Raw genomic sequence first — 11,667 nt, 5'->3', positions numbered from 1 at the left:
GACCATCGCCCGCCCGGAAATAGGCCAGGAAAATACCTTGGCAATGGGTCGATCTATGCCCGTCCGCTCCGCAGGATCAGGATGAAGGCGACGCCTCCGGCAAGCCCGGTGACCACGCCGATCGGCATGTCCTCAGGAGCCATGACCAGGCGCGCAACGATATCCGCCCAGATCAAGGTCAATGCGCCGAAAGCGGCGCTCAGCGGCACCACACGCACATTGTCGCCGCCCACGATCAGCCGCACGAAATGCGGCACCATCAAACCGACGAAGCCGATGGCTCCGGAAAATGCCACCATCACGCCGGTCAGCAGCGCCGTGATGACGAAGAGCAGCAGGCGAAACTGCGCGACGGCAATGCCAAGCGTGACGGCCGTCTCATCGCCCATTGCAAGCGCATTGAGCTCCCTCGTCTTCGGGAGGAGCAAGACAAGACAGAACAGCAGAACGCCGGCGGGATAGATGAGGTGCTGCCATTGCGCCAGCCCGAGCCCGCCCAGCATCCAGAAGACAACGGTGTTGGCGGCTCTCGGATCGCCCAGAAAGATCAGCAGGTTGCCAAGCGCCGTAAACACGAAGGCCACTGCCACGCCCGACAGGACGAGCCGATCGGCAGAATGCGAGCGCGTCAACCGCGTCGTCAGCCCGACGGCCGCGGTTGCGAGCAAGGCACCGGCAAAGGCGAATAAAGGCACCGTCAACAGGCCGAGGATCAGCCCGGTATGCAACAGTGCCAGGATGGCGCCGAATGCCGCCCCGGAGGAGACGCCGAGGAGATGCGGGTCCGCCAATGGATTTCGCGTCAGCGCCTGCAGGACGGCGCCGGTGATGGCAAGCCCTGCCCCGACAAGCGCCGCCAGAACGACGCGCGGGAAACGGACGTCCCAGACAATGCTTTCCTGCCCGCCGGACCAGGTGACGGGAAAGATGCCCCCATGCAGCTTGTTTCCGACGATCGACCAGACGGTCGTAAACGGAATGGATGCCGAGCCGAGCGACACACCCACGGTGATCGACAGAACGAAGCCTATGGCGAGCAAGGGGATGAGAATGGAGAGATTGAGGCGCATGCTTGAATCTTGAGAAAGAGATCCGCCCCATGATTGACTGGACGGATCGGCATTGCAGATGATTACATGGCGCTCGGGTGAAAGGCCTTTGCCAGGGTGGCAATGGCCTCGACGTTACGCGGCCCCGGCGTTGCCTCCACATAGGGCAGCACGACGAAACGATCATTCTTCACGGCATCGATATTCCTGAAGGCCGGATTGCCCTTGAGGAAGGCGATCTTCTGGGCAGCGGTCACCTGGCCGTAATCGACGATGACGATCACTTCCGGATTCTTCTCGATGACCGGCTCCCAGGACACTTCCGTCCAGCTCTTCTCGACGTCGTCCATCACGTTGACGCCGCCGGCAGCCTCGATCAAGGCAGTCGGAATGCCGTAACGCCCCGATGTGAACGGCTTCTCCTCACCGGAATCATAGACGAAGACGCTGGTCGGCTTGTCGACATGACCGATCCTAGCCTGGATCTCGGCAAGCCGCTTGCGATAGCCGGCAACTAGCGCTTCCGCCCTGTCCTCGACACGGAAGATCCTGCCGAGATTGAGGAGATCCACGAACATGTCGTCCATGGTCGGCTTGTTCTTCTGCATGACGAAGGCGCAGGATTCGGTCAGCTCATAGACTTTGATGCCGAAGGGCGCGAGCGTTTCCGGAGTTACCTCGCCGCCCACCTTCATGCCGTAGTTCCAGCCGGCAAAAAAGAAGTCCGCATTGGCACCGAGCAGCACCTCCTTGCTCGGATATTTCGGCGACAGCTCCGGCAGCTCCTTGACGCCGTCACGCAGCTTCTCATCCAGCGTCTTCCAGCCGGAAATGCCGGTATAGCCGACCATGCGGTCCTGCAGCTTCAGTGCCAGCATCATCTCGGTCAGGTTGACATCGTTGGAAACGGCCCGCTCCGGCGCTTTGTCGAAGGTCACATCGCGATTGCAGCTGCGCACGGTAACAGGCTCGGCCAGTACGGTGTCTGCAAACAAGCTTCCAGCGAGGAACGCGACGGCAGATGAAGATATGCGAGAAAACATGAACGGCTCCAATGGTCGAATTAGCGAAGAGAGAATGAAAATCGTTGCGGGCCGCCGTCGGTGCGATGCAGCCGCGCGCCAACCCTGAAAGCGCTAGAGACATGCTCCGCGGTCAGGACTTCGGCAGGTTCGCCGTGACCCGTGAGCCGCCCGCAATCCATGACGGCGATCTGCGTCGCAAAATCAGCGGCAAGATTGATATCGTGCAGCGTCGTGATGATCGTCGGGCCGAGTCCCTTGAGTAGCTCGAGAATCTCGAGCTGATGGCGGATATCGAGATGATTTGTGGGTTCGTCGAGGATGATGAGCTCCGGCTCCTGCGCCAAGGCGCGGGCAATCAGCGCTCGTTGTTTTTCGCCGCCTGAGAGCGACGCGAACTGCCGCAGCGCCAAAGGCTCCAGCTCCAGCCGCGCAAGCGCCTTGGTCGTGACGTCATGGTCGCGATCGCTCCAGCGCGCCATGCCCTTGCGGTGCGGAATACGCCCCATCAACACCACATCCCGCACGCTGAAAGGAAAATCGCCCGGCGTCTCCTGCGGCACGACAGCGATGCGCAGCGCCGCCTCCCGCGGACCGATGGACCAAAGATCGGTGCCGTCGAGACGCACCAAACCTCGTTGCGGCTTCAGACCGCGATAGAGGCAGCGCAGCAAGGTCGACTTGCCAGCCCCGTTCGGGCCGATGATAGCCAGTCGGGCGCCGGCCTCGACTGATAGCGTGATACCGCTGATGATCGGCATTCCCTTCTGAGGACCCCATGTAATGCTCTCTGCTTCCAGTCGCGCGCTTAGTTTGGGCATCGTCGCCTCCTATTGCAATACGACCAGCTGGCGTTCGGCTGACACGACGGCAGCGGGAATGCGCGCGAGCGTCTTGCCTCCAAGCGCAGTCGGGCGTTCGCTCTCGCGTGTCAGCCCATCGGGGCGATCCCGATAGAGCCTCGCGAAGGAAACGAGCGCACCGATATCGCTCGCATCCTCGATGTCACCGAAGAGGTACGTCGCCTTTGCCGTTGCCTGAAAGGCGACCGTGCAGGGCCGTTCGCAGCCCGCCATACAGACGCTGCCTTCGAGGCTGAAATCATCCGCGAGCGCGGCGCCAACCTGGGAGATCGCCATCTGTAAATGTTTCAGGAGTTCGAGGCCCGGCCGGCATGGTTTGCCGACATGACGGCAATTGGTGCACACGGTGATCCTGTGCGTCGCCTCTTTTGCATTGTCCATGAGATGCCTCCCGGAGATTTCGCCGGAGGCACAGTCAAGATAGGGCCAGCGGACGCAACGGCGCCCTCGCCCAACCACTGATTTTCCATCGGAACACCCCGTCCGTTGCGGTTGATATCATCGATGGCAGGTCTCCTGGCTCGCGGGTCACAGCCCGTTCGCGCCTTCCCGGCTTGAAGCCAGTGGCATGCTGCGAACGTGCTCTCCGCTTACAGTTGCGGGGGCAGCCACGGTCTTGGCCCCTGATGGGTAATCCGCACCGTGTTCCCTTTTCAGCCGCTATCAGGATCGATCCGAAAGCGGCACCATCGGCGGTATTCATGTCATAGAAAGCGGATGCGGGCAACGGCGATGTCATATGCGCTTTCATTTGTCCTGGAGCTTCGACTTAAGCAATAGTGAACAGTTATGTTATTACATAACAAATGACAAGCCACTATCTCCGTTCGAGGCCGAAACTGCAATATGCATACGCGGGGGGCACCGCGATCGCGATCCGGAATGAAAGAAACCGCAGGGTTGTCAGACCGCCTTGCACTGCGGATGGAAACGCTCCGCGACGCTCTCTGCTGCCGCATAAGCCTGCGTCACGATCTCAGGCACCAGATCGATGTCGGGGAGACTTCCAAGTCCCAAGGGACCAATTGCAAAAAGCCCCTCTGTCGTGCGCCCGTTGACCTCGAGCGAGCCTGTCGCCTCCACGGCGAGACCGAGGCCAAGCTCGTCCGGCACCGCAAGGCCGGCATCGATGAGGCTACGCAGCAAGGGTGCATTCAGATCCGGCGCCTGGCACCGACAGTCGATTACATCGTCGGCGTAGAGCTGCTCGGTCTCCTGCCGTCCAGCCGGCTTCAAAACCAGCCCGGTCGGCGTGCGGCGGATAAAATGACCGCGCCGCAGCAGCGTGTTGCCCTCGGCAAGCTCCTGATTGAGGCGCACATGCAGCGCCTCGGGCAGCCGATTGCGATGGCTGTCATAAAGCGCCCGCAAATGGCGATTGAACTGCTGCTTCTGCCCCGCCGGCAGGGATCGCCAAAGCGAGCGCGCATGCTTGCGCAAGCCGTTCATGACGGATTGCCAGCTCTGGCCGTTCGCCTCCGCCTCGCCGCAAGCCTTGCGGACGAAACGGACGATCTCGCTGAGCTTGCCGGGCATCTCATCGGCAGGGAAAACCGGATCGGCATTGTTGCGCGTGTGGCTCTGCGGCAGAAAGCCTCGCCGCGAAACGATGGTGATCTGCCCCGTGTAGCCGTTCTCACGCATTTGCAGCAGCCGATCGACGACGCGCAGGCCGCTTCCGAGCAGGATCGTATGCGGTCGCGACACGAGACGGCGCGCCCGCACCGTCGTCGGCACGGTCACGAGATCGCTGGCCTGGAATTCGTGATCGCTAATGCCATAGCCTGTCGCCAGCACCACCATGTCGAAAGGTGCATTGGCGGCGCCATCGCCTTCCACGACGAAACGGCCTCCACGAACGCGCCGAAGCCCGAAAACCGTCTCGCTGCTGACCTGCACCGCCACATCCCGCCGTGACGAGAAGGCTTCCGAAAAGCGCTGATAGACGTAGTCGCTGAAAATGCTCTTCGGCACGAAGATCTGCAAAAAACCGGGTATGGCGGCAGGAACGGCGCTGCGGAATGGAGCATTGCCGCAGAGCCATTGATTGAAATCGTCGGGATCCCCAGCGGAAACGGAAAGATCGCGAACGCGGCTGTTGAGAATTTCGCTGCTATGTCCGGAGGCGAGCGCCTGTCCGCCGCTGACGGTGGAATTGGGATCGAAAAGCTGCAGATGGAAGGGAAAGCGAACCGTCTTCATCAGGGCAATCGCCATCATCATGCCGGAAAAACCGCGCCCGATCACGGCAATGCGGGGCGTCGCATAAGGCTGCGCTGTCGCGTTCGTCCTGGCGGAAAAGAATCCCTGAACCGTCATATCAACTCCTGGGGCAAGAGGTGGTCGATCATGCCTTTCTTGGGGCTTGCTCACTTCACAGGTCCGGAAACACAGACGCCGATATCCGGGCCTCGGCAACCTTGGAACTGCGGCCGACAAAACGCATAAAAGCCGCTTCCGTTCTCAATGCGTCGCGCTTCTTCAATCGGGAATCCCTTCCAAAATGAAAGATGCGACAGGCAGGTCCAACTCTGATCCAACACCAGATGCCTGCAATCGGCCACCATATGATCACTTCGTCAAAAGCCATCAGGCAGCAGAATTATTGCCATTGTCTACTTATTTAGTCGTATATGAAAGCGCGAAAACGCTCCGCTAGCAAGTGCTTTCTTGTCCGGGCGAAATAGGGTCGACGAGGCTGCGGCACAGAAAACGGCAGATGACCGAACACCCGTTCCTATCCTGCGTTTGCGTCGACCGGCAAAAAGGGAAAGCAATTCCAAGCTCTAGGATCAACTTATGAAGCGGCTTCCGATATTCATTGGCCGCAGAGAAGAGGGTTCGCAACTTGCTATCCTCAGCGCATTATATCGGGCCGCGCGCTTACAATTTCAGTGGTCGACGCCGATCATGCCCGAGGGCGCGATATGAATGCGCCAGGAAAACCCGTTGTACACTCCAGCCATCGAAATTAAGATCGCACGGATTTGCCGCGCCTGAGAAACCGACCTGGCGCTGGCCGAGGAGTGGTGAATGGGGACTGTCTCGCAGTTGCACGAACGCATCAGGCCGCCCGCCCATCGCGTCCAAAGCGAAGAGGAAGCGCTCGACATCGCACGTTCGCTCGCGGCCGACTTCGCTCAGCAGGCAAGCGATCGCGACATCAACCGCATCCTGCCCTATGACGAGGTCGAGGCCCTGTCGCAGTCAGGCCTGCTTGGGATTTCCGTTCCTTCGGAACATGGTGGGATCGATATTTCGAACTGCGTCCTCGCCGAGGTCATTGCCATCCTCGCCGAGGCCGATCCTTCCATAGCGCAAATATTGCAAACGCATTTTCATGTGCTGGAAGCGGTGAGAATTGGGGGCGGCGAGGACCAGCGGGCATCCCTTTTCGACCGCGCCATTATCGGCGATCGTTTCGGCGCCATCTTTTGCGAATCCGGTGCAAGCGGCACCGACCAGCATTCCCTACATCTGACAGCGGACGGGCTCGGCTTCCGCCTCAACGGACGAAGCCAGCCTTCCGCCAGCATCCTGTTTTCGGACTGGATCGCGCTATTCGCGACGGACAAACGCAAGGGGCTGATTGCCGCTGTCGTGTCCAGAAATACGGAGGGCATCCAGATCATTGATGACTGGGATGGCTTCGGTCAGCGCACCTCCGGAAACGGCACGACCATATTGCATAATGTCTATCTCAATGCCGATGCCCTGTTCCAGCACCGAGAAAAACTGGCTGAACCCACAGTGATCGACAGCGTGAACCAGCTCACGCGCGCCGGCATCAATCTCGGTATTGCCCGCTCCGCGCTGGCGGCGACGATGGAATTCGTGCGGACCGGCTCTCACTCAGGCGACGGCAACGGGGATGAGCGAGCCGTCAATGATCCGCTGATCGTGACGAGGATCGGCGAGATTGCCATCCGCATCGAAGCGGCGACGGCGATGGTGGAGCGCGCCGGCAGCAAGATCGATGCCGCGCAGATCAATCTCACCGAAGATCATGTTATCGACGCCGCGCTCTCGGTTGCGGCGGCCCAGACGATTACGGCCGATATCGCGATGGAAGCAGCCGACACCCTGTTCGAGCTTGCGGGCACGGAATCTGCGCGCATCGGACTTAACCTCGACCGCCACTGGCGCAACGCCCGCATTCACACCCTGCATGAACCGGCCCGCCGGAAATACCACATCGTCGGCAATTACCACCTCAACGGCGTAAAGCCATCGAAGACCTCCTTGCCTTAACGGGCACAGGAGAATCGGCAAGGTCAGCCGATGTGTGAAGCCCGGCGGTCTTCCCGTTCCGGGATCTCAACGTCTGCGCCGCCGGCAACGAACTGCTCCAGCGACATGTTGTCGAGAATCTCGGCAATAGCGTCACGCACCTCCGTCATGGAGCGCCGCACCTGACAGCGCTCCGGATCGGAACAGTCGTCGCAGGCTTCATAGGCCGTGCGGCTGGCGCAGCGGATCGGCGCGAGCGGACCGTCCAAGGTGCGGATGACATGGCCGATGCGGATTTCCGATGCGGGACGCGACAGCGAATAACCGCCGCCCGGCCCCTTCTTCGAACGCAACACGCCGGCGTTTCGCAATTCGAGGAGGATGGTATCGAGAAACTTCTTCGGAATATTGTTGCGTAACGCGATATCGTTGATGAACGCGGTTTCACCCGGACCGAGACGTGCGAGATCCACCAGCGCCTTCAGTCCGTATTTTCCTTTTTTCGTAAGCATCGCCGTCCGCTTTACTGCAAAGTCGATTGTTGAAAACCCGGCGTGGCTCGAGAGAGACTCAACGGGCCGGTCCTGTCAGCATGGATTGCGGAAGTAACCCCGCAGCCCCTTACGAACAAGATAGTAACTCACAAATTGTATAGTTTATATGAGTAAATTTAGGCAATTGTATCGCCTAAGCAACGAATTTGCGGCTTTTCTTGGATTTTAGGCGGCGCTACTGTCCAAATATGCCTTCCTTTGCCCACGCCCATAGTCGGCGATCGCGCCGGCCACCTGGTCGGCCACCAGAACGGCATGCTCGACCACCTCGGGCAATCCCATCAATTCGCCGAAGGTTCCGCGCGCAAGCGGTCCGGAGATAAACAAGGAAGGAACCACCGTTCCATCGGCGGTAAGCGCCCGTGATCGGGTGTCGCAGGAAAACCCCAGCCGTGCGGGATCCATCGCGAGATATCCGGCCTTGGATAGCTCATCGATCCAGCCCTGCGATTGCAGAATCCCGCGGTGCCCCGGTCCGGTGGTAACCACGACCGCATCGAATTGCCTTTCAATGGACAGTTCTGAACGGCTGAGTCGCAGGGTGCAGTCGACGACGCCACCGGCAACGCCGACAGCCGCGACCGAAGCCGCCAGTATTTCCAGCCGGCCGCTTGCAAGCGCCCCTTCGCTGACAGCCTCCACCTGCGGCGCGACGCGAAACCGATGCACATCCCAAAACGGCCTCAAATGCCGGACGAGACGCCGCCGCTCCGCGATCGGCAGCGCATGCCAGACATGCCGGCCCTGCGCCCTCACCTGATCAATGACGGCATGCCAGCTGCGGCCTTCGCCTTGCGCCTTTCGGATGGCGGCCCGCACGCTACGCAGCAGCTCAACTGCCGTCTTCGACGGCTGAGTGGCAAAATCGCCGAACGGTTCCTGCTTGACCGCGGCATGGCCACGCGAGCGAAGACCGCGTCGGGATATGGCGGTGACCGGCCCCTTGTGACCCCTGAGTTCGAGCGAGGCAATGACGTCGGCCGAGGTCAAACCATTGCCGACGACCAGAACCCGATCCTCGGCGCGAATGGCCGCAAGTGCATTCGGTCGCGTCGGATCGGGAATGAACCGCGGGTGATCGGCAAGCGCATCCTGCAGCACTTGTGGCGGCAAAGGGGACGGATGGCTGGTGGCGATGACGAGAATATCAGCATCCACGCGCTGCCCGCCGGCACCGATGACCGTCCAACGGTTGCCCGTCCTCTGAATACGCTCGACACTTTGCCTGACATGGAGGAGCCGCCCATTCTCGAGGAAAGGGCGGATCATGCTATTGATATAGTTTCCGAAAACGGAGCGCCGCGGAAAAAAACTGCCATTGACGGCGACCGCCGCATCATCATTTGCAAGCGCGTCATTCTCCAGCAGCCAGCGCTGAAAATGTTCGATGTCATCGGGCAGCAGGCTCATCTTCGCCGCCGGCACATTGATACGGTGAGCAGGATCTTGCGTGTCGTAGGCAAGCCCTGCCCCCAAACGCTCCCTTGGCTCGAATATAAAGGGCTGACCGCCCCGCACCGACTGCTTCTGTAGCAAATGGAAGGCAACCGCCGTCCCGGAAACGCCGCCGCCGACTATGACGATAACAGGCAAATCAGGCGCCTGGTGGTCCGAGCCAATGGTCAATCGCCAACTTCCTCCAGATCGATCGCCACGCGAACTCTACATCCGTCGGGCAACCGCAATTATCATTGAGATAATGATATACTCTATAAAATTTATTGACAACACGATTACAGCGCGTGCCCGCCATCTCTGCAACCAACGGCAGTCAATACAGTGCTGATATGCCTTTGCAAACAAGCGGTTATTTGTGCCTCGCACAACATTGTTTTTGCATCGCAAGATGAAAAAAACTTGGCATACACCTGTTAGAGGAACATACTAGCGGTTGTTCTGGTTCGTGTTCTCTGTGGGAGGAGAAACATCATGGAACTACTTCGTCTGCTCACCGCATTCGACTATACTCTGGTGCTGATTCTGGCCGCCATCTTCGTGTTCAGCGTCATGGAAGGCGGGCATAAGAAGCACTGACCGCATACGGTCGAAAGCGATGGCCATTGCCGTCAGGCGGACATGTCTGACGTGACTTGAAGTGCACAGCTGAACCAGCTGGCAAGGCCAATCAGGCCGACATGGTCAGCCCATATGGGCAGCCGCCTATAGCAACGACAGGATCTGCCGATGCAGATAGGTCGCCGCGTGGCGAGCCTCCTCCCGTCGAAACCTCCAATCATCCTGTATTTCTCCCAAGTAGGCATCGCGAGCGAGCTGCATGGCCGTTCGGATTGCTTGTTCGGACGGGCGCTGCATGACCCAATCGGCGGCGATGTCCTTGCTGACGAATTCCCCTGTCGCTGCCGTTCTCCACATGCGGGCCAGTGTCAGCAGGACATTCCGCTCATCTCCATGCAGGTTGGCAAGCAAGGCCGGCAGCGCCTCCCGCAGAGCGCGTCCTATGTCTTCCGCTGGAATTTCGGCAAGAAGATCACCAGGACCCCGGCCAAATAGCGTTAGAGCCTGCTGTCGCGCCTGAGCCAGGACGAGCGTGATGTCCGGATCACAAAGAGGCTCGGGGAACCCGCCGGCCTCGAAGCTGTCGCGCAGCCACTCACCATAGACGAACTCGCTACAGGCCGGAAAAGGTGGTGCCGCAAGATGATCCTTCAGAAACACCATGAGTTCGATGCAGCGCGGAGCACCAGGCCGGACTGGGTGACGACCCGAAACCGCCAGCAGATGAGCAAGCAGGCGTTTGCGCATGGAATCAGTCATCGGGCGATCGATGATTGCCAAAACATCCACATCACTTTGCGGCCGCAATCCGCCCGCGACCGCCGATCCGTGCAGATAGACGGCCCGGAGATGCTCGCCGAAAACTTCCTTGGCAATTGCCAAAGCCGCGCGGGCTTCCGCCGGAATTTCCGATGTTGCGGTCTGCATGCAATCTCCGATCGCGATCGTCCGAATATAACACGATCGAAGAGCCGCTTTTGCAGCTCCGACGCAAGCTCTTCATCGTCGCAGTCGTCAAATCAAAGAGTATGGATCTAACGAGACCCCCCAAAAAGAGCCGGATCGAAGTCCTTTTGATTTGAGAGTGAATCTGCATGGTTATACTTGCAAAAATCAAGGTCAACATTGCAGCGCGGGATTGTATAATCCGACACGTCTATTCACCGACCTAAGAAAAATATTCCACAAGCTTCGCGCAAACAATTCCTAGGATATTTATCGGCATCGGCAAGACATGAAGCAAAAGGGATATACTTATGAATTACGATTGGGATGGCACAAAGACACGCCGCATCAGAAGGCTGAAATATGGGCTGTCCCTATTTCTCTTCACGATGTCGGTAACCGCACCAACGGCGTTTCTGCTGCATCTGCGCTGAACCGGGCTTTGCCTTCCATCAGGGGGATCGTTCATTCCTTCCCGTCTCACGGCTTGCTCTACTGCTCAGACGCCGTTCAACGGGAGACTATGCGAGAGATGCAGGATAGCGAGGCTCGTCTCAAGCGGGGCTAAGAAGAGAAGCCGTTCTGCAGGACGACGAACGAATAGGAATAACCTGCATCGATAGCCAAGGGGACGTGATGGAAGACCTGCTGAAACTATTGATCTTCTTTGCGATCGTTGGCGGACTGATCTACCTCCTGGGGAGCATAGACGCCATGAAGGCTAAGGCGGCACTTGCCAGGTGGCCATTGGAACCGTGCTTCCGCTGTGGGCCAGACAAGGCCCACCTTCAACGCAAGACAAAGGACGACTGGTTTGTGAGATGTTATTCGTGCGGCACCCAGACCGAACCCGCGATTTTTGCCAGTGCGGCCATATCCACCTGGAATAAAATCAATGCCGCGTTGAAGAACGCAGGTAACGATAGCCAGCCCCACTAGCCTCAGACAAGATCACGACCCCGGCAGCTTTTCAGGGCTTCGCCCTGAG

The 11,667-nt window shown here is 59.2% G+C and carries 10 protein-coding genes and 1 riboswitch; of the genes, 2 read left to right on the top strand and 8 right to left on the bottom strand.

The annotated features are described in order from the left end of the window. Positions 1 to 53: 53 nt before the first annotated feature. The 5 genes from GA0061103_RS25380 to GA0061103_RS25360 form a co-directional block, all read right to left on the bottom strand. Positions 54 to 1,070 carry a FecCD family ABC transporter permease gene (locus tag GA0061103_RS25380; protein WP_092716071.1) on the bottom strand — a complete coding sequence of 339 codons (1,017 nt, stop codon included), beginning with the start codon at positions 1,068 to 1,070 and terminating at the stop codon, positions 54 to 56. Positions 1,071 to 1,132: 62 nt separating this feature from the next. After that, on the bottom strand, positions 1,133 to 2,092 hold the full coding sequence (locus tag GA0061103_RS25375) for an ABC transporter substrate-binding protein (RefSeq protein ID WP_092716069.1): 960 nt from the start codon (positions 2,090 to 2,092) through the stop codon (positions 1,133 to 1,135). A gap of 20 nt (positions 2,093 to 2,112) precedes the next feature. After that, positions 2,113 to 2,892, bottom strand: coding sequence for an ABC transporter ATP-binding protein (locus GA0061103_RS25370; RefSeq protein ID WP_092716067.1), 780 nt, complete (start codon positions 2,890 to 2,892; stop codon positions 2,113 to 2,115). A 9-nt stretch (positions 2,893 to 2,901) separates the two neighbouring features. Continuing rightward, positions 2,902 to 3,315 (bottom strand): DUF1636 family protein, encoded by a 414-nt coding sequence (locus tag GA0061103_RS25365; protein WP_092716065.1) that lies wholly within the window; start codon positions 3,313 to 3,315, stop codon positions 2,902 to 2,904. A 108-nt stretch (positions 3,316 to 3,423) separates the two neighbouring features. Then, a riboswitch (cobalamin riboswitch) is annotated at positions 3,424 to 3,640 on the bottom strand. A 197-nt stretch (positions 3,641 to 3,837) separates the two neighbouring features. Beyond that, positions 3,838 to 5,253, bottom strand: coding sequence for an FAD/NAD(P)-binding protein (locus GA0061103_RS25360; RefSeq protein WP_092716063.1), 1,416 nt, complete (start codon positions 5,251 to 5,253; stop codon positions 3,838 to 3,840). 714 nt (positions 5,254 to 5,967) lie between these two features. On the opposite strand from GA0061103_RS25360, the gene GA0061103_RS25355 reads away from it, so the two are divergent. After that, positions 5,968 to 7,185, top strand: a complete 1,218-nt coding sequence (locus GA0061103_RS25355) for an SfnB family sulfur acquisition oxidoreductase (RefSeq protein ID WP_092716061.1) — start codon at positions 5,968 to 5,970, stop codon at positions 7,183 to 7,185. A 23-nt stretch (positions 7,186 to 7,208) separates the two neighbouring features. Here the strand turns inward: GA0061103_RS25355 and GA0061103_RS25350 are convergent, their stop codons facing one another. The 3 genes from GA0061103_RS25350 to GA0061103_RS25340 form a co-directional block, all read right to left on the bottom strand. Continuing rightward, positions 7,209 to 7,676, bottom strand: a complete 468-nt coding sequence (locus GA0061103_RS25350; RefSeq protein ID WP_092716059.1) for an RrF2 family transcriptional regulator — start codon at positions 7,674 to 7,676, stop codon at positions 7,209 to 7,211. 207 nt (positions 7,677 to 7,883) lie between these two features. Beyond that, positions 7,884 to 9,344 carry an FAD/NAD(P)-binding protein gene (locus GA0061103_RS25345; RefSeq protein ID WP_092716057.1) on the bottom strand — a complete coding sequence of 487 codons (1,461 nt, stop codon included), beginning with the start codon at positions 9,342 to 9,344 and terminating at the stop codon, positions 7,884 to 7,886. Between the two features lie 534 nt (positions 9,345 to 9,878). Then, the gene (locus GA0061103_RS25340) at positions 9,879 to 10,661 is read right to left on the bottom strand and encodes an aminoglycoside adenylyltransferase family protein (protein WP_092716055.1); all 783 of its coding nucleotides are present in this window, start codon (positions 10,659 to 10,661) and stop codon (positions 9,879 to 9,881) included. Positions 10,662 to 11,315: 654 nt separating this feature from the next. Between GA0061103_RS25340 and GA0061103_RS25335 the strand changes: the two genes are divergently transcribed. Then, a complete protein-coding gene (locus GA0061103_RS25335) occupies positions 11,316 to 11,618 on the top strand; it encodes a hypothetical protein (protein WP_092716053.1) in 303 nt (100 codons plus the stop codon). Positions 11,619 to 11,667 lie beyond the last annotated feature (49 nt).

This window comes from Martinezella multihospitum (assembly GCF_900094585.1).
Taxonomy (GTDB): Bacteria; Pseudomonadota; Alphaproteobacteria; order Rhizobiales; family Rhizobiaceae; genus Rhizobium; species Rhizobium multihospitium.
Note: the sequence above shows the minus strand (reverse complement) of the source record. Positions and strands in the feature narration are given on the sequence as shown.